General features: G+C 73.5%; 14 protein-coding genes. 8 read left to right on the forward strand and 6 right to left on the reverse strand.

Features of this window, described 5'->3' with window-relative positions; genetic code table 11:
* Positions 1–49: 49 nt before the first annotated feature.
* Together ABZ801_RS37175 and ABZ801_RS37180 are read right to left on the reverse strand one after the other, a co-directional pair.
* Positions 50–1,858, reverse strand: coding sequence for a right-handed parallel beta-helix repeat-containing protein (locus tag ABZ801_RS37175; RefSeq protein WP_360707485.1), 1,809 nt, complete (start codon positions 1,856–1,858; stop codon positions 50–52).
* A 76-nt stretch (positions 1,859–1,934) separates the two neighbouring features.
* A complete protein-coding gene (locus ABZ801_RS37180) occupies positions 1,935–2,543 on the reverse strand; it encodes a hypothetical protein (protein WP_360707488.1) in 609 nt (202 codons plus the stop codon).
* Between the two features lie 326 nt (positions 2,544–2,869).
* On the opposite strand from ABZ801_RS37180, the gene ABZ801_RS37185 reads away from it, so the two are divergent.
* A complete protein-coding gene (locus ABZ801_RS37185; RefSeq protein ID WP_360707491.1) occupies positions 2,870–5,977 on the forward strand; it encodes a LamG-like jellyroll fold domain-containing protein in 3,108 nt (1,035 codons plus the stop codon).
* A gap of 157 nt (positions 5,978–6,134) precedes the next feature.
* Positions 6,135–7,766, forward strand: a complete 1,632-nt coding sequence (locus ABZ801_RS37190) for a hypothetical protein (protein WP_360707494.1) — start codon at positions 6,135–6,137, stop codon at positions 7,764–7,766.
* A gap of 139 nt (positions 7,767–7,905) precedes the next feature.
* Here the strand turns inward: ABZ801_RS37190 and ABZ801_RS37195 are convergent, their stop codons facing one another.
* A complete protein-coding gene (locus tag ABZ801_RS37195) occupies positions 7,906–9,036 on the reverse strand; it encodes a DUF1972 domain-containing protein (protein ID WP_344954959.1) in 1,131 nt (376 codons plus the stop codon).
* A 198-nt stretch (positions 9,037–9,234) separates the two neighbouring features.
* On the opposite strand from ABZ801_RS37195, the gene ABZ801_RS37200 reads away from it, so the two are divergent.
* The 6 genes from ABZ801_RS37200 to ABZ801_RS37225 all read left to right on the forward strand — a co-directional run bounded on the left by ABZ801_RS37200 (position 9,235) and on the right by ABZ801_RS37225 (position 14,999).
* The gene (locus tag ABZ801_RS37200; RefSeq protein WP_360707498.1) at positions 9,235–10,440 is read left to right on the forward strand and encodes a glycosyltransferase family 4 protein; all 1,206 of its coding nucleotides are present in this window, start codon (positions 9,235–9,237) and stop codon (positions 10,438–10,440) included.
* Positions 10,437–11,837, forward strand: a complete 1,401-nt coding sequence (locus ABZ801_RS37205) for a hypothetical protein (protein WP_360707500.1) — start codon at positions 10,437–10,439, stop codon at positions 11,835–11,837. The genes ABZ801_RS37200 and ABZ801_RS37205 overlap by 4 nt, the downstream gene beginning before the upstream one ends.
* The gene (locus ABZ801_RS37210) at positions 11,834–13,165 is read left to right on the forward strand and encodes a hypothetical protein (protein ID WP_360707503.1); all 1,332 of its coding nucleotides are present in this window, start codon (positions 11,834–11,836) and stop codon (positions 13,163–13,165) included. The genes ABZ801_RS37205 and ABZ801_RS37210 overlap by 4 nt, the downstream gene beginning before the upstream one ends.
* Before the next feature lie 129 nt (positions 13,166–13,294).
* On the forward strand, positions 13,295–13,771 hold the full coding sequence (locus ABZ801_RS37215) for an adenylyltransferase/cytidyltransferase family protein (protein WP_360707506.1): 477 nt from the start codon (positions 13,295–13,297) through the stop codon (positions 13,769–13,771).
* Positions 13,768–14,574, forward strand: coding sequence for a CDP-alcohol phosphatidyltransferase family protein (locus ABZ801_RS37220; RefSeq protein WP_344959559.1), 807 nt, complete (start codon positions 13,768–13,770; stop codon positions 14,572–14,574). The genes ABZ801_RS37215 and ABZ801_RS37220 overlap by 4 nt, the downstream gene beginning before the upstream one ends.
* A complete protein-coding gene (locus ABZ801_RS37225) occupies positions 14,571–14,999 on the forward strand; it encodes an adenylyltransferase/cytidyltransferase family protein (protein ID WP_344959557.1) in 429 nt (142 codons plus the stop codon). The genes ABZ801_RS37220 and ABZ801_RS37225 overlap by 4 nt, the downstream gene beginning before the upstream one ends.
* Before the next feature lie 43 nt (positions 15,000–15,042).
* Here the strand turns inward: ABZ801_RS37225 and ABZ801_RS37230 are convergent, their stop codons facing one another.
* The 3 genes from ABZ801_RS37230 to ABZ801_RS37240 form a co-directional block, all read right to left on the reverse strand.
* Positions 15,043–16,038 carry a sulfite exporter TauE/SafE family protein gene (locus ABZ801_RS37230; protein ID WP_360707510.1) on the reverse strand — a complete coding sequence of 332 codons (996 nt, stop codon included), beginning with the start codon at positions 16,036–16,038 and terminating at the stop codon, positions 15,043–15,045.
* Between the two features lie 124 nt (positions 16,039–16,162).
* Positions 16,163–17,674 carry an adenylyl-sulfate kinase gene (gene cysC / locus ABZ801_RS37235; RefSeq protein WP_360707512.1) on the reverse strand — a complete coding sequence of 504 codons (1,512 nt, stop codon included), beginning with the start codon at positions 17,672–17,674 and terminating at the stop codon, positions 16,163–16,165.
* A 149-nt stretch (positions 17,675–17,823) separates the two neighbouring features.
* On the reverse strand, positions 17,824–18,729 hold the full coding sequence (locus ABZ801_RS37240) for a class I SAM-dependent methyltransferase (RefSeq protein WP_360707515.1): 906 nt from the start codon (positions 18,727–18,729) through the stop codon (positions 17,824–17,826).
* Positions 18,730–18,740 lie beyond the last annotated feature (11 nt).

Below are 18,740 nucleotides of genomic sequence, written 5' to 3' on the forward strand. Positions count from 1 at the left end.
ACGGGTCACGGCACGGCTTGCGGCCGCTGCGGGACGTGCGGGGGCGCGGTCAGTTGGGGGTGGACAGGGTCCAGGCGCCGGTGTGGCGGGTGCCGGCGGGACGGTTGACGAGCTTGGCTATGCGGCTCGGCAGGGCGAGGGGGGTGGGACGGGCGCGTCCGGCCGACTTCGGGGCGAGCCGTCCGTCGGGGGCGGCGGCGTTGGGGTCGTCGAGGGCGAGGCCCTTCTTCTCCTGGCCGGTCTGGGCTCGGAAGGCGTCGAGGGTCGCGTAGGTGGCGGCGTTGCCCGCGCGCTGCCAGACGATCGTGAAGAAGGGGCTGCCGCGGCCGGGGCGGACGTAGACGTTGCCGTTGGCGGTGATGCGCATCTGTTCGGCGCTGCGCGGGCGTTCGGAGTGGTCCTGCACGCACAGCAGGCACGGCGCGCCCGCGCGGGCGTCGGCGAGGACGTTGTTGCTCAGGGTGATGTTCTGCACCAGCCACGGCACGGTCGGGTCGGGCAGCTTCTGCCGCGGGTCGTGGCCGGGTGTGGACAGGTCGGTGGCGCGCCGGCGGTCCTGCACCAGGTGGACGGTGCGGCCGTTCCCGGTCAGCGTGTTGTTCCAGATCTGCGCGTCGCCGCTGTCGTTGAGCCGCAGCCCGTCGCCGCCGTTGCCGAGGACGACGTTGTCGGCCACGACCGCCTTGGCGCTCAGTTCGATGGAGATGCCGTGGTCGCTGTTGCGGGCGATGCGGTTGCCGGTGATCGTGATGTCGTACACCGACTCGTCCAGCCACAGGCCCTTGCCGCGGTTGCCGACGGCGGCGCCGCCGACCAGCGCCACCTTGCGGGAGCGGGTGATCTTGACGCCGCCGGCCACCGGGGACGGCTTGAAGTGCTCGGTGTTGTTGGAGGCCGCGCGGACCGCCTCCAGCCGCAGGTCGTCGGCGTGGTTGGCGTGCACCCCGAGCATGCCGTTGCGGGTCGCGGTGACGCGGCGGACGCGGGCGTGCGCGGCCAGCACGCTCAGGCCGGTGGTGGCCGAGTCGGTGACCGCCACGTTCTCGACGGTGACGTCGGGCGCCACGACCTTCACCATGCCGATCTGGGGGATGGAGGTGGCGTAGCGGCGCACGCCCATGCCGCGCAGCGTGGACCCGGCGCCGCGCACGGTGATGGCCTCGGCGAGGGTGCTGGCGCGCACGGCCCGGCCGCGCGGGTCGGTGCCGACGTACAGGCGCCGCGCGCCCTCGTCGACGTAGAACGTGCCGCTCTTGACCTTGGCGCGCGACTCGACCTGCCGTTGCGCGACGCCGTCGATCCACACCTGGTCGGGGTGGGCGGCCATGGGGTGGCCGGGGTCGACGAAGCGGAAGTCGTCGTCGCTGCTGGGGGCGGCGCCCTTGGTGTAGCCCGGGGTGGAGTCGAACCTGGCCGTCCAGCCGTCGACGGCCCACACGCCGTTGCGCTTGACCCAACCGGACACGGGGGAGCTGCCGTCGAACCAGACCGCCTCGCCCGGATAGGCCTGGAGGGTCAGCTTCTTGCCGGCGGGGATGGTGACCGACTCGTGGTAGGTGCCGCCGCGCAGCACGACGGTGCCGCCCGAACGCGCCCGGCGGATGGCCGCGCCGACGGTGCGCAGCGGCGCGTCGCGCTCGCCGGACGCCGAGTCGCGCCCGGACGGCGCCACGTACAGGGCGCCGTCGGGCGCCGGGTAGCGGGTGCTGCCGACCTGGGCGGCGCCGGCGGTGCTCGCGACCGTCCCGGCGGGCTGTTCGCCGCGCGGCACCAGCCAGCCGAGGACGGCCACGGCGGCGACCGCCGGCAGGGCGGCCGCCCTGATGATCCACGTCCTGCGGGTGCTGCTGCCGGTCATAGCGCGAACCCTAGCCGGTCGGCGTGACAGTCGAGGCGGGTGTGACCGCTACCGGAAGGCGACCATTACGGCCTGGTCAGGTTTCTATGGCGCCCGTAAACAGGGCGACCTTGTGCGTCTCGCTGAACTTCACGCCCAGCACGACCTTCCCGTAGCCGGAGCTGGGCAGGTCGAAGGCGTAGGACGCCGACCTGGTCCTGCCCGGCGCCACCGTCCCGTAGAAGTCGTTGAGGTTGGCGTAGGAGGTCGGGCTCGCCTGCGTGCCCTTCGCCCCGTAGCGCGCCACGACCCGCACCTGGTTGAGGTCCAGCGGGCGCGGCGAGCCGTTGGTGAAGCGCAGCGTGAAGATGGTCAGGGTGCGGCCGGTCATCTCGCCCGGACCCTTGTTCTGGTTGCGCACCTTGCGGATTCCGGTGACCTGCACGGTGATCTTGTCGTCGTACGTCACCGGCTTGCGCAGGCCCTGCGACAGGCGCATGCTCTGCGCGCCGGGCGCGGCGTTGGCCTCCGACTCGGACTGCTGGCTGGGCGCGGGCGGCGGCGGGCCGGGCTTGTCGGCCTTCTTCTCGTCGCCGGAGCATCCGGTCACGGCCAGCGCGAACGCCAGGGTGAGCGTCAGGCCGGAACCGGCCACGCGGCGTGCCTGCCGGATCGGCCGGGACGGACGCGAAACCGAACGGGGCATGCGGCTATCTCCTCGGGCATCGCGGATCGGGGGGTGCACGGACGCCGGCCAGTGGAGCGGGGCGTGCTGGAGGCGGAGCAGATCCCCTGGACTGGCCAACAGTGTAAAAGAGCGGCAATGATGAACAGCCGACTTATGGCAACTGACGGGGTTTCGAAGCCGGCAGTGCCACGGGGCAGAACGACTAGGGGTTGCGTCCAATGAGAAGTCTCCTGCGCCGCGTTGCGGCCGTCGCGACTGCGGGGGTCCTCGCGTCGACGACCGTTGCCGGCGTTCCGGCGGCCGCCGACACGGCGCCGCCCGCGGGCACGCCCCCGACGGTGAGCGTGGATCCGTTGCCCACCTGGCAGGTGGACGGCGTGGTGTGGAGCATGACGACGGTCGGCAACACCGTCTACGCGACGGGCAACTTCGCCAAGGCGCGTCCCCCGGGCACGGCGGCCGGAAGCTCGCAGGAGGTCGACGCTCAGAACATCGTGGCGTTCGACATCCGCACCGGCGACCTGGTGACCTCGTTCCGGCACTCGCTGAACGGCCAGGGGCTGCGCATCGTCGCGTCCCCGGACGGCAAGCGCGTGTACGTGGGCGGCGAGTTCACCACGGTGGACGGGCAGCCGCGGTCGCGGCTGGCGGCGTTCGACACCGCCACCGGCGACCTGGTGCCCGACTTCGCGCCGACGGTGTCGTCCAAGGTCCGCGCCATCGCCGCGACCGACTCGACCGTCTACTTCGGCGGCAACTTCTTCAACGTCAACGGCAAGTCGCGCACGCGGCTGGCCGCGGTGAAGGCGTCGGACGGCTCGAACATCGACACCTGGCGTCCGACCGCGGACGACGACGAGGTGTTCGCCATGGCGATGGCGCCCGGCGACGCCCGCGTCCTCATCGGCGGCCGCTTCCAGACGCTGAACGGCGCGACGCAGGTCGGCATCGGCGCCGTGGACGCCACGACCGGCGCCTCCGCCCCCTGGAGCAGCCGCCCGATCCCCACGCGGTCGGGCAGCAACTACTCGTACGTGACCGACCTGTACGTGTCGGGGGACACGGTGTTCGCCTCGGCCAACGGCGAGGGGTGGCACTGGTTCGACGGCCGCTTCGCCGCCAAGGCCGAAACCGGCGACCTGGTGTGGCTCGACAACTGCTACGGCGCCACCTACGGCATCTTCGCCCAGGGCCAGTCGGTCTACAGCGTTTCGCACGCGCACGACTGCTCCTCGCTGGGGGCGTTCCCCGAGACCAGCCCGACGACGTGGCACCGCGCGCTGGCCGAGACCAGCTACCCCACCGGCACCGACCAGGCTGCCCCCGGGGCGGGCAGCAACTACTCCGGCCAGCCCGTGCCGAGCCTGCTGCACTGGTTCCCGACGTTGGCGATGGGTTCGTTCACCGGCCAGTACCAGGCGGCGTGGGCGGTGACGGGCAACTCCGAGTACGTCGCCATGGGCGGTGAGTTCCCGCGCGTCAACGGCGTCGCGCAGCAGGGGCTCGTGCGGTTCGCCGTCAAGGACAAGGCCCCCAACAAGGCGGGCCCCGAGGACGCCGACCTCGGCACGCCCCAGGCGACCGCGCTGCCCGACGGGCGCATCCGCGTGTCCTGGAAGACGACCTGGGACATGGACAACAACAACCTCACCTACGAGGTGCTGCGCGACGACGACACCACGCCGATCGGCCGCGTCACCAAGGCGTCCACGTTCTGGAACATGCCGAACGCGGCGTTCACCGACCCCGCCCCGCCTTCCGGGTCGCACACCTACAAGGTCCGGGTGAAGGACCCGTTCGGCAACGCCGTCACCAGCGCCGCGTCCAACGCGGTGACGGGTGTGTCCGCGACGCCCAGCGCGTACGCCAAGGCGATCGCCGACGACGGGGCGGCCGACCACTGGCGCCTGGGCGACGGCGGCAGCGGCCCCGCCTACGACCACGCCGGCCCGTACGACCTGACGCTCCAGTCCGGGGTCACGCGCGGCCAGGCCGGGGCCATCAAGAACGACACCGACAAGGCGATGACGTTCAACGGCACGTCCACCGGCACGTCCAGCACGGCCGCCGTGCCCGCGCCCGCTGACTTCAGCCTGGAGGCGTGGGTCAAGACCACCAGCACCTCCGGCGGCAAGATCATCGGCTACGGCAACCGCAACAGCGGCACCAGCACGGCCTACGACCGGCACCTGTACATGACCAACGACGGCCGCGTCGTGTTCGGCGTCAAGCCGGCGACGTCCGTCGTGACGATCCAGAGCGGCGCCGGGCTCAACGACGGGCGCTGGCACCACATCGTCGGCACGCTCGACTCGTCCGCCGGCATCCGGCTGTACGTGGACGGCACGCAGGTCGGCGCCGACGCCGGCGCCAAGAACGGCGAGAAGATCTCCGGTTACTGGCGCGTCGGCGGGGACAACCTCGGCTCCTGGCCGAACCGGCCGACGAGCAACTTCCTCGCCGGCACCCTCGACGAGGTGGCGGTGTACCCGCGGGCGCTGACCGCCCAGCAGGTCGCCCTGCACCACGGCGTCGGCCTCGGCACGGTCGTGCCCAACAAGCCGCCCACGGCCGCGTTCACCGCCGACTGCCAGTGGATGACCTGCACGTTCGACGCCACCGGCTCCAGCGACTCCGACGGGACGATCGCCCAGTACGCCTGGGACTTCGGCGACGGGAAGACCGGCACCGGCGCCAACGCCTCGCACACCTTCACCACCCCCGGCGAGCACACCGTCAAGCTCACCGTCACCGACGACGACGGCGCCACCGGGGAGACCCTGCGCACCGTCACCGTCCGTTCGCAGACGGTCGCCTCGGACGCCTTCGACCGCACCGTCGGCAGCGGCGGCTTCGGCACCGCCGACACCGGCGGCCCCTGGTCGGGCGTCGGCACGGTCAGCGGCCTGTCGGTGAGCGGCGGCGCCGGGCGGATGACGCTCGCCACCGCCGGCACGTCGATGGGCGCCTACCTGAACAACGTGTCGGCCGCCGGCACCGACGCCACGGTCAAGCTGTCGGTCGACAAGGAGGGCACCGGCAACGGCGTCTACGTCTGGCTGGCCGGGCGTCGCGTCTCCGGCGCGGGCGACTACCGGGCGCGTGTCCGGCTGCGGCCGTCCGGGGTCGTCTCGCTGCAGATCAGCCGCACCAACTCCAGCAACAGCGAGACCGTCATCGGCGCCGAGCAGACCATCCCCGGCCTGACGTACGCGCCGAACACCCCGCTGCGGCTGCGCCTGCGGGTGACGGGCTCCGCCCCGACCACGCTGAGCGCCAAGGTGTGGGCGGACGGCGCCGCCGAGCCGGACTGGCAGGTGACCGGCACCGACTCCACCGACGGGCTGCAGACGCCCGGCGGCGTCGGCCTGCGCTCCCAGCTCGCGGGCAGCGCGACCAACGCCCCGATCGTCCTGTCGGTGGACGACTTCACCGCGCAGGCCGCGGAGTGAGGGCGGCCGCCTGACAGATCGTCATATCGGCACGTCACCTCCTGACATGGTGACAATTTCGTACGTTGCCGCCGTGTCCCCCGCGGGACCGCACTACGATCTGCGGATCGAAGTGACCGCAGGGGTCACAGGGGCCACTTGGCAAGGGAACTGACTCGTGACAAGTCCTTCGCTTCGACGTCGTCGTGCCGCCGCCACCGCCGTCGCGGCCTCGACCGTCCTGCTCGGCGCGTCCGCCGTGCCCGCGGCGGCCGACACCGCGCCGCCCTCGGGAACACCGGCCACGGTCAGCGTGGACCCGTTGCCGACCTGGCAGGTCAACGGCGTCGTGTGGAGCATGACGACGGTCGGGAACACCGTCTACGCGACCGGGAAGTTCACCAAGGCGCGCCCGCCGGGCACCGCCGCCGGCAGCAGCAAGGAGGTCAACGCGCAGAACATCCTGGCGTTCGACATCCGCACCGGGAACCTGGTCACCACCTTCAAGCACTCGCTCAACGGCCAGGGCCTGCGGATCGTCCGCTCGCCCGACGGCAAGCGCGTCTACGTGGGCGGCGAGTTCACCACCGTGGACGGGCAGCCGCGGTCGCGGCTGGCGGCGTTCGACACCGCCACCGGCAAGCTCGTGGCCGGCTTCGCGCCCAAGGTGTCCAACAAGGTCCGCGCCATCGCCGCGACCAACTCGACCGTCTACTTCGGCGGCAACTTCTTCAACGTCAACGGCAAGTCCCGCACGCGGCTGGCCGCGGTGAAGGCGTCGGACGGCTCGCTGGTCGACGCCTGGCGTCCGACCGCGGACGACGACGAGGTGTTCGCCATGGCGATGGCGCCGGGCAACACCCGCGTCCTCATCGGCGGCCGCTTCCAGAAGATCAACGGGGCGGCCAAGGTCGGCATCGGCGCGGTCAACGCCACCACCGGCGCGACGGCCACCTGGACCAGCCGTCCCATCCCCACGCGCCAGGGCAGCCGGTTCTCCTACGTCACCGACCTGTTCGTGTCGGGCGACACCGTGTACGGCTCGGCCAACGGCGAGGGGATGCACTGGTTCGACGGCCGGTTCGCCGCCAAGGCGGCCGACGGCGAGCTGGTGTGGCTGGACAACTGCTACGGCGCCTCGTACGGCGTGTTCGCCCAGGGCAAGTCGCTCTACAGCGTGTCGCACGCGCACGACTGCTCGTCCCTGGGGGCGTTCCCCGAGACGACCCCGTCGACGTGGCACCGCGCCCTGGCCGAGACGACCTACGCCACCGGCAAGGACCAGGCGCCTCCCGGCTCCAACAGCAACTACCGCAGGCAGCCGGTGCCGAGCCTGCTGCACTGGTTCCCGACGCTCACGGCGGGGACGTTCACCGGCCAGTCCCAGGCGGCGTGGGCGGTGACGGGCAACTCCGAGTACGTCGCCATGGGCGGTGAGTTCCCGCGCGTCAACGGCGTCGCGCAGCAGGGGCTGGTGCGGTTCGCGGTCAAGGCCAAGGCGCCCAACAAGTCCGGCCCGGTGAAGGCCGAGCTCGCCGCGCCCAAGGCCGTCGCGGGCGTGAGCGGCGTCAAGGTGTCCTGGCAGGCCACCTGGGACATGGACAACAACAACCTCACCTACGAGGTGCTGCGGGACAACGGCACCACCCCCGTCGGCACGGTGAGCAAGGCGTCCACGTTCTGGACCAAGCCCTCCCTGTCCTTCACCGACACCAAGGCGCCGAAGGGCGAGCACACCTACAAGATCCGCGTGAAGGACCCGCTCGGCAACGTCGTGACCAGCGCCGCGTCCAACGCGGTGACGAGGTGACGCGCACCGCCTGACGGGCCGTATGAACGGGCCGTATGAACGACGACGGGCCGCGCACCGGGGGTCGCCCCTCGGCGCGCGGCCCGTTCACGTGACCGCTGACGGCCCGCTCACGTGACCGGGAGCGGCCACGGCGGGGTCACTTACCGCGGATCGTCTTGCGGGTCAGCCGGCGTGCGAGCAGGTCCTCGCAGAGCCGCTCGTACGCGGCGGCCACGTCGTCCCACACGTAGTGCTCGGAGGCCCGCTTGCGCGCCGCCGCGCCCCGGTCGGCGGCCGCGCCCGGGTCGTTCTCGGCGGCCTCGATCTCGGCGGCCAGGTCCTGCGGGTCGGTGAAGAACCGGCCGGCCTCCTCGCCCAGCACCTCGCGGTTGAAGTTGACGTCGAACGCCACGACCGAGGCGCCGGCGCCCATCGCCCGCAGCAGCGACGGGTTGGTGCCGCCCACCGAGTGCCCGTGGATGTAGGTGAGCGCGCCCGCGTACAGGGCGTCGAGGAGATCCTGGTCCCAGACGCCGCCGAGGAACGTGATGCGCGGGTCGTCCCCGGCCAGCTCCTTCACCTGCGCGGTGTAGGCGTCGGAGTAGGGCGCCGAACCCACCACCACCAAGGGATGCTTGGCCTTGCTGCGCCGGTAGCCGTCGACGGCGAGATGCACGTGGTTCTCCGGCTCGAACCGGGCCACGACCAGGTGGAACCCGCCCGGCTCGTAGCCCGCCTCGGCCAGCTTGGCGTTGTCGGGCTCGGTGAGGATCGGCGCGCCGTAGGGGATGAACACCGACGAGGCGCCGAAGCGCTCCCGGTAGTAGTCCTCGATGCCGCGGGCGTCGGCGATCAGCGCGTCCGACCAGCGCACCGCCAGGCTCTCGGCGGTGCGGTAGTAGCGCTGCCCGGAGCCGCTCCACTTGGTGCGCTTCCACTCCAGCCCGTCGACGTGCGTGGCCACCGGGACGCGCAGCGCCCGCAACATCGGCAGCATCGGCGCGTTGGCGGCGTTGAACACCAGCGCCACGTCGGGGCCGCGGCGCACGATCCGCCGGGTCGAGGCGTGCAGCACCGACAGCGCCGTGTGGCTGAGCGTCTCGGCGACCTTGGCGCGCACCGCGGGCAGGTGCACCAGCCGCATGCCCAGATACTCCCGCTCAGGATGCCGTTCGCCCCGGCAGTACACCGTCACCTGGTGGCCGGAGGCGGCCAAGCGACGCCCGATCTCCTCCACCGCGGTCTCGAAGCCGCCGTAGCGCGCCGGAACTCCGCGAGTCCCCACCATGGCGATGCGCACCCTTGACCCCCTGCCTGAGCATTACCTTGTTGAACCGAGATCCAGCCGCGGTCGTAGAACCGCAATGTCTGATCAGGCCAGCGTAAGGCGAGCGGACATCTCGCGCGTCCTGTAAGTAAAGCCCGGTTAATCTGTGGGTGGCGCGACAACGGTTGCCGGGTGCACCGGCGCCGGAAGGAGGGGGCCGTGGACGAGGGTGACGAGAGATCCGTTGTGGTGCTGGCGCACCCGTCGCCCGATCTCTACGGTTCGGACCGCATGCTCGTCGAGTCGGTCCGGGCGCTGGCGGCCGAACGGCGCGTGGTGGTGACCCTGCCCGCCGACGGGCCGCTGTCGGGTCCGCTGCGGGACGCGGGCGCCGAGGTCGTCGTGCTGCCCGTCCCCGTCCTGCGCAAGGCGTACATGTCGCCGGTCGGCATCCTGCGGCTGGCGGCCGCGTCGGTGCGGGCGCTGCCGCGCGCCGTGCGGCTGCTGCGCCGCGACCGCGCCGCCGCCCTGTACGTCAACACCGTCACCATCCCGCTGTGGCTGGTGGCGGCCCGGCTCGCCCGCGTCCCGGCGCTGTGCCACGTGCACGAGGCCGAGGAGGGCGTGCCCCGCCCGGTGCGCGCGGCGCTGGCGATGCCGCTGCGGCTGGCCCGGTCGGTGGTCGTCAACAGCCGGGCGAGCGCGGCGGCGCTCGGGCCGGTCGGCCGCCGGGCCCGCATCATCTACAACGGCGTGGCCGAGCCCGACCCGGCCCAGGTCACCGAGCCGCGGCCCGTCCTGGACGCGCCGGTGCGGGTCACGCTGGTCGGACGGCTGTCGCCGCGCAAGGGGTCGGACGTGGCGGTGCGCGCCGTCCGGCTGCTGCGCGAGCGCGGCCACGACGTGACGCTGACCCTCGTCGGCAACGTCTTCCCCGGCTACGAGTGGTTCGAGGAGGAGCTGCGGACCCTGGCCGGTGACGACGGGGCGGTGGAGTTCGCCGGTTTCCGTCCCTCGGTGTGGGACTCGTTCGCCGCCGCCGACGTGGCGGTCGTGCCGTCCCGGGTCGAGCCGTTCGGCAACGTCGCGGTCGAGGCGATGCTGGCCGGACGGCCCGTGGTGGCCAGCGCCACCCAGGGTCTGGTCGAGATCGTCAGCGACGGCGACAACGGCGTGCTGGTGCCCCCCGACGACCCGGCCGCCCTCGCCGACGGCATCGCCCGCCTGCTGGAGGACTGGGACGGCGCCCTGGCCATGGCCAAGCGGGCCCGCGCCGACGCCGCCCACCGCTTCGGCGAGGACCGCTACCATCGCGAGCTGCGCGCCGCCGTACGCGCCCTGACCTCGCCCGGATCCGCCGCCGCATCCGCGCCCGCATCAGACGTCCCCCCATCCGATCCCACGAGGACCCAGAGCAGCCGATGACAGCACAGACTCCCGTTCCGGCCTCCGTCCCGGCCACGCCGGAGATCAGTCTTGTCGAGGCGGTGTGGCGCTTCCGGACGATGTCGCTCATCATCGTGCTCGTGTCCGTGCTGGTCTCGGCGGCGGCCACGCAGCTGCTGCTGGGCGGCGCCACGGCCACCGCCCGTTTCGCGGTCACCGACCCCACCAACAAGAACAACGTGCTGCGCATGGGCGTGGTCTCGGGGCAGGGCTTCGCCACCTACACCGCCCAGCGCGCCGCGTTCGCCGGGTCCACGCCCGTGCTGACCAAGGCGACCGAGATCATCAAGCGCAAGGGCGGCCCGGCCATGACCAGCGCGCAGCTGCGCGGCCGGGTGTCCACCTCCAGCAAGGCCGACGGCGGCGTGGTGCTGGTCGAGGCCAAGGGGTCCGACATGCGCGAGGCGGCGATGTTCGCCAACGCGGTGGTGGACGCCTACCAGGAGGTGACGGTCTCCACCAACATCGCCAAGCTCGACGAGCAGCTGAAGTCCATCCAGCAGACCCAGCAGCAGGTCACCCAGCAGATGGAGGCCACGGCCGTCGGCAGCCGCAACTACCGGCTGCTGGCCACCCGGCTGACCAAGCTGCAGACCGACGAGAGCGGCGTGCTGTCGGCCCGCGCCAACACCAACGACGGCGTGCAGTTCGTCGACACCGCCGACCCGAACGCGGCCGAGCCGAGCAAGCTGCCGCGCAACGCCGTCATCGGGCTGGCCGTCGGCCTGATCGTGGCGTGCGTGGTGTCGTTCCTGCGGGCCGCCTCGCCGCGCGCCCGGCGGCGCACGGCGCCCGTCCCGGCGGCGGGCCCGGCCGACCACGGCGAGCAGGCGGTCGCGCCGCCCGCCGCGCCCGAGCCGCCGCGTCCGCGCCGCGGCCGGTCCGCTCCGGCGGACCCGGCGGTCGAACGGCCCGGCCGGGCGTGGTCCGACGACGCGGCCAAGGGCCCGGTGCCGCCGCTTCCCCCGACCGGCCGGGCCGAGATGAACGGCTCGCGCAACGGACGGCCGGTGGGCGGCCGGGGCGACGGCCGCCGTCCGGCGCGCCCGGGGCGGCACGGCAACCCCGGCTCGGACGCCGGTCGCCCGTCGTCGCGTGACGCGTCCCCGGCGGGGTCCCCGCCGGGTGGACGCATGTCCCGCAATGGTGCGTCCGCGCCGTCCGGGCCGTCGGCGTCGTCCTCCGCGGGCAAGCCCGGCGACGGCGCCGCCGACATCGACCGGACGAAGCCGGCCGAGCGGCCGCGCGACCGCTGGAACGGCTCCGGAGACCCGAGCCGCACCGCCGAGGACACGTTCTCCCTGGACGACCTGGCCAAGGACGCCCGTCCGCGGAAGAACGAGTCCACCTTGATGCGCTACGACCTCGACAGGTGAGCCGGGTCCCCAAGAGCCGGGTCGCGCGCAAGCTCGGGCGGCTGCTGTCGTCGGCGGGCGGCGCGGTCACGGTCCAGTTCGTCACCGCGGGCGGCAGCCTGGTCGTGCAGGCGCTGGCCGCCCGCGGCCTGGGCGCCGACGGCTACGGCGGGTACGCGCTGTTCGTCGCCGTCCTCGTCATGATCACCGCGGTGCAGACGGCGTGGGTGGGCGACACCTTGACCGTCTACGACCGGTTCGACCCGCGGGTGCGCGGCGCGCTGCTGCTGTCGGTGGCGGGCACCGTGGCGGCGGGCGCGGTCGTCGGCGCGGTGATCTCGCTGGTGATGGGACTGGCGGGCGCGGCGGGCACGGCGCTGTTCGCGCTGCTGGTCGCGCTGTGGCTGCTGAACGAGACCGGCCGCCGGATCTTCACCGCGCGGATGGAGTTCTGGCGCCTGGCGCTGAACGACTGCAGCTACCTGCTCGTCACGCTGGGCGTGCTGGGCGGGTGGCAGACGCTGACGGGCGAGGCGTCGCTGGAGCTGCTGCTCGGCGCGATGTGCGTGGGCTGTGCCGCCTCGATCCTGCTGGCCTGGGTGCGGCTGCCGCGCGAGGAGTACGCCCGGGCGCCGCTGCGCGGCACCGCGTTCCGCGAGATCGCCGCGTTCGCGTGGTGGCGGTCGATCCAGGCGGGCATCCGGCCGACCGCGCTGCTGGTCGCCCGGCTCATGATCGCCGGGTTCGCGTCCACGGCCGCGCTGGCGGCGGTGGAGGCGGCCCGGCTGCTGCTGGCCCCGGCGCTGACGTTCGTCAACGGCGCGGGCTGGTTCCTGCTGGGCGACTTCGCCAAGGCCGAACGCGAGGGCCGTCCCATGCGGGCCCGGCAGGCGGTGCGGGCGTGCGCGCTGATGGCGGGGATCGCGCTGGTGATGAGCCTGGCCGGGATCCTGCTGGCGGACTGGCTGGGGCCGGTGGTGACCGGCGGCTCGTTCGACGTCGACGGCCTGGCCACGGTCGGCTGGGGCGTGTACGCGGTGTGCTTCGCCTGCACGCTGCCGCTGGCGAGCCTGGCCACCGCCCGCAAGCGGTCCCGGACGGTGTTCGTCATCCGCGGCGTGGAGAGCCTGGTCGGGCTGCTGGTCCTGACGGTCCTGCTGGCCGTGGACGCGGGGGCGGCGTCGATCGCCCCGTTCTGCCTCGGCGCCGGGGGACTGGTGTCGGCCGCGCTGCTGTGGCGGATGCTGCGCCGGGGCGACCCGCCGGTCGGCGCCGCGCCGTCCGCGCCGCCCGCGGCGGACGCGTCGGCCGCGCCGGGAGACCCCGCGGCGGACCTCAGCAGGACCTGACGACCACCAGATGGACGCCATGGAAACAATAGGTAGAACTGCGACAACGTTCGAGCAAAGGGCTGCTAGCGTACGGCTGTTCCAGGACGGACGTACACGTAGGCCCGCGTTCAGGGGCAAGGGGGCTGCATGCACGGGGTGATCGGCTTCACGCCGGGGGTCTTCGACCTCTTCCACGTCGGTCACCTGGACGTCCTGCGACGTTCCGCCCGGTCGTGCGACCGGCTCGTCGTCGGCGTGTGGTCCGACGAGCTGGCCGAACGGGTGCACGGCGCGCGGCCGGTGGTGCCGCTGCTGGAACGCATGGAGATCGTCGGCAACGTGCGCGGCGTCCACGACGTCGTGCCGCTGGAGGAGGCGGCGCTGCGTCCCGCCTGGGACGCGGTCGGATTCGGCGTGGTGTTCACCGGTGCGGACGCGTCCCCGGGCGACTCCGCCGGCTCCGCCGGCTCCGCGGCCTCGGCCGAACGCGAGCTGGAGGGCACGGGCGTGCGCGTGGTGCGGTTCACCGACCTGGCCGAGACCCGCAGCCCCGTCCTGCGCGAGCGCATCCGCCTGTCCCGCGCCGGCGGTGCCGGCGCCGCGCCGAGGACGTCGGTCGCGTGAGCGCGCGGGCCACTTCGGACGCCGCCGCGCCCGCCGGGTTCCGCGCGGCGCTGACCCGGCTGGCGTCCGCGCAGAAGAGCGCCAAGGGCGCCCCCGCCTACTCCCGGTTCGTCAACCGCAAGCTGGGCCGCGTGCTGGCCGCCGCCTCGTACGTGGCCGGCCTGACGCCCAACCAGGTCACGGCGATCAGCGCCTGCTTCACCTTCACCGGCATCGCCCTGATCGCGCTGGTCGACCCGGCGCCGTGGCTGGGCGCGGCGGTGTGCCTGGCGCTGGTGGTCGGCTACGCCTTCGACGCCGCCGACGGCCAGCTGGCCCGGCTGCGCGGCGGCGGCTCGGCGTCCGGCGAGTACCTGGACCACATGGTGGACGCGGCGAAGATCTCCGCGCTGCACTCGGCCGTGCTGGTGTCGTGGTACCGGTTCTACGACCTGGACCGCGACGCCTACCTGCTCGTCCCGCTCGGGTTCACCATCGTGGCCGCGGTGATGTTCTTCGGGATGATCCTCAAGGACCTGCTGGCGCGGGCCCGCCGCACCGGCCCGGCGCCCGCCCCGGCGGCGCCGTCGACGCTGCGGTCGCTGCTGGTGATCCCCACCGACTACGGGGTGCTGTGCGTGGCGTTCCTGCTGCTCGGCTTCACCGACGTCTTCCTGCCCCTCTACACGCTGCTGTTCGCCGGGAACGCGCTGTTCCTGCTGGCCGCCTCCGTCAAGTGGTTCCGCGAGGTCGCCGCCCTGGACGCTCCCGCGCCCGCCGCGGCGCCCGCCGGGCAGCCGGTGGACACGGGGGTGCGCCGGTGAGCCGCCGTACGGGCGTGGTGGGGTACGTGCCGGGCGCCTACGACATGTTCCACATCGGGCATCTCAACATCCTCAAGCGCGCCCGTGCCGAGTGCGACCACCTCATCGCGGGCGTGGTCACCGACGAGGTGCTGGAGCAGGTCAAGGGCCGGGCGCCGATCGTCCCGCACGCCGAGCGGATGGAGATCGTCGGCTCGATGGGCTGCGTCGACGAGGTCGTCACCGACGTCTCCGCCGACAAGGTGGTGATGTGGGAGCGCCTGGGGTTCGACGTGCTGTTCAAGGGCGACGACTGGAAGGGCACCCCCAAGGGCGACCGCCTCGAAGCCGACCTCGGCGCACGCGGCGTGCGGGTGATCTACTTCCCGTACACGGTGCACACCTCCAGCACCGCGCTGCGGGCCCTCATCACCGGCTCCCGCTGAGCGGCCGGCGCCCGCCGAGCCGGGCGCCGGCGGCGAGCGGTCGCTATCTCCTGCCCGCGGGGGTCCGGGTGACCTCCGGCTCGTGCCGGGGCGCCCGCGCGAGCCTGCCGGTGAGCTCCAGGGCGGGCAGGCCGTGGCGGCGGCGCAGCAGCGCCCACGTCGCGGTGCCCGCCACGGCCAGGCCGACGAGCGTCCAGGCGAGGACCTCGGTGCCCATGCCGAACATCTTCAGCGCGGACGCGACGAGCACGAACGCCAGCGCGCGGCGGATCAGGCCGCCCGGCGCGCGCGAGGAGATCCGCGACCCCAGGTAGACGCCGGGGACGGAACCGACCAGCAGCGCCGCGGTGACCTCCAGGTGGAAGTCGCCGAACAGCAGGTGGCCGAGGGCGGCGGCGAACACCAGGGGCACCGCCTGCAGCAGGTCGGTGCCGACGAGCTGGTTGGCCTTGAGCGCCGGGTACAGCGCCAGCAGCGCCACGATGATCAGCGAGCCGGAGCCGACCGAGGTGATGCCGACCACCAGCCCGCCGACCGCGCCGACCAGCACGGTCGGCACCGGCCGGACCTTGATCTCGGGTGCGCCGACGGCGGCCGGCGACCCCGGCGCGGCGGTGCGGCGCTCGCCGGGCTCGCGCCGCGCGGCCCGGTCGGCCAGCGCCATGTAGCCGCGCACGATCAACCCGGCGGCCGCCAGCAGCAGCGCCACGCCCATGGCCTTCTGGATGACGTCCTGCACCTCGGCGCCGTCGCCGAGGGCCCGGGCCACCAGCACGCCGCAGAACGCGGCGGGCACCGAGCCCGCGCACAGCCACGCCACCAGCCGCAGGTTGATCGTGCCCTGCCGGTAGTGCACGGCGCTGCCGACCGGCTTCATCACCGCGGCGGCGACCAGGTCGCTGGACACCGCCGCCAGCGGGCTCACCCCGAAGAACGTCACCAGCATCGGCGTCATGAGCGCGCCGCCGCCCATGCCGGTCAGCCCGACGACGATGGCGACCAGGAACGAGCCGAACGCCATCGTCCAATCAAAGTCCATCAGCATGACCTACCGGGTATATCGGGAAAGCCGAAAACCAGACTAAACGCCCGGCAGGCATGATCGGCAGCCAGGGGCCCCGTACCGGACAGGTGAGAGAACGGTGACCCCTGTGCGCCGCGCGTCAGGCGGGACGCACCCAGCCGCCCTCGACCAGCAGGTCCAGCACGCGGTCGACGGCCTCGTCGGGCTCCAGCCCGGTGGTGTCGAGCCGCAGGTCGGCGCCCCCGTCGACGGCCGGGTCCGGCTCCTCGTACGGGTCGGAGATCCCGGTGAACTCGGGGATGGCCCCGGCCCGCGCCTTGGCGTACAGGCCCTTGCGGTCGCGCCGCTCGCACTCCTCCAGCGGCGTGGCCACGTGCACCAGCACGAAGTCGCCGACCGCCGACACCATGCGGCGCACCTCGGCGCGGGTGGCGGCGTACGGGGCGATCGGCGCGCAGATCGCCACCCCGCCGTGCCGGGTGATCTCGGCCGCCACGTATCCGATGCGGCGGATGTTGAGGTCCCGGTCGGCGCGGGAGAACGTCAGCCCGGCCGACAGCAGCCGCCGCACCACGTCGCCGTCCAGCAGGCTGACGGTGCGGCCGCCGCGTTCGACCAGCGCGTCGGCCAGCCCGCGCGCCACCGTCGACTTGCCCGACCCCGACAGCCCGGTGAAGAACACCGTCAGGCCGCGCTCGTGCTTGGGCGGCCGCGCCACGGCCAGCTCCGCGGCGACCGCGGGCGGGGTGAACCAGTCGGGGATCGGCTCGCCCCGGTCGAGCAGCTCGCCGAGCCGTTCGCGGGTCAGCTCCGCCTGGACGTGGTCGGGCTCGATGCGGGCGACGGGACGCCACACCTCCACGTCGGCGTCGTAGGCCCACGGCTCGGGCACCACCACCGGGATCGGGGCGCCGTCGGCGATCTTCTCGGCGGTGTCGGCCTGCTGCTCGTCGGCCAGCAGGTGGGTGGCGCCGTAGGCGGCGGCGACGTGCGCGCGCAGCAGCAGGTCGCGTTCGCCGTCGACCTCGCGCGGCGGCAGCGGCACCGGGACGACCCGCGTGCCGTCCGGCAGGTCGCGGCGCACCGCCAGCAGGGCCCGCACCAGCGCCTCGTCGTGCTCGCCGCCCAGCAGCGGCAGCACCAGCACCCGCGCGCCGAGCCGTTCGGCCACCTGCCGAAGCTGGCCGAGCTGCTTGCGGTGCAACGGCTCGCGGGTGGCGACGGCCAGCAGCGGGCCGTCCGGGCGCTCCAGCTCGTCGGGACGGCGGCGCAGGCGGTGGAACGGTCCGTGCGCGGGGGCGCGCAGCGGCTCCAGCTCGCCGGCCAGCCGCCAGCCGCGGCTGGTGGGGTCCTGCCAGGCCTCGGCGACGCTCAGCACGGCCAGCGGCACGCCCTCGGGGTCCTGCAGGACGATCCGTTCGTGGCCGGTCAGCTCCTCGGGCACCGCGAGGGTGACCGGGACGGGCCACGGCGTGCCGTCGGCCAGCCGTCCTCCGGCGATCACCATGGCGGTGTCGAAGGAGCCGAGGAACCCCTTGAGCGGGGGGTAGGCCCCGGCCAGCAGCAGTTCCAGATCGGCCAGCTCGACCGTGCCCGGGGTGTGTGCGGGCAGGTCGCGCAGCGTGTCGGGAAGGCCCGTCTCGGCGGTCACCGCGGTCTCCGATCCTGCCCGGGCGGGGAACCGGGCCGACGCAGGTCAGTAGGGGGATGCCGCAGAAAATTTACCTACCGTCCACCGCTGTGCGCATCTCGGCCCGCCCGCCGCGGTGGCCGGGACGGCCGCCCGGGCGGGGGCCGCGCTCAGATGACCCGCGCGAAACGGTTCTCGGGTTTGCGGATGACCAGCGTCACCTCGCTGTGCTCGGAGGTCAGCTTCCCGCGGGACAGGGAGGCGACCAGCCGGCACAGTCCGCCGACGAGGCCGGAACCGGCCCCCAGCGCGTCCAGTGAGGCGCGCGAGGTGTACTCCTCGGCGATCACCAGCCCGCGCATGACGCAGTACCAGCGCATGCCCTGCCGGGAGGCGACCTTCTCGTACACGGCGGGCGGCGGCACCCCGATCCGGGCGGCGCGCTCGTCGCCGACCCGCCGCCCCCGGACGTGGCCCCGCTCGGCGGCGTCGTCCGCGCCGCCCCCGGAGGCGCCGGACGCGGCCGCCTCGTGGCGCCCCTCGGCCTCCTGCGCGGGCCGCGCCGCGCCCGGCGACGCCTCGGGCCGCAGCAGCAGCTCGACCCGGCCGTGCCGCGCCAGGTGGCGCCACAGCGGGTCGCGCAGCCACCGGGGCAGCCTGCGGTCCAGGAAGCCGAACGCGGTGTTGCGGTCGCGCAGCCGCACCAGCAGCAGCCCGCCGGGCTTGAGCGCGGCGACGAAGCGGTCGAGCACCAGTTCGGCGTGCGGCACCCGCTCGATGAGGAACGGGGCGTGCACCACGTCGTAGGCGCGCGGCGGCATGGGCACGGTGCGCAGGTCGCCCAGGTGCCATTCGTCCAGGTCGGTGCGGCCGGCGGTGTGGGCCCGCAGCGCCGGGGCGTCCATGTCGACACCGGTGACCCGACGCTCGCAGTCGCCCAGGTCCAGCCCCCGCCCCCATCCGCATCCGGCCTCCAGGATGTGGACGGGCCGCAGCGGCCGGTCATGGGCGTACTGCCGGACGCGTTCTGAGAACAGATCACCGTCGTTGAGCGGCGGCGTACGCAGATCGGTCACAGTCTCGCAGC

Origin of the sequence: Actinomadura sp. NPDC047616 (genome assembly GCF_040642915.1) — a bacterium.
Classification (GTDB): domain Bacteria; phylum Actinomycetota; class Actinomycetes; order Streptosporangiales; family Streptosporangiaceae; genus Spirillospora; species Spirillospora miaoliensis.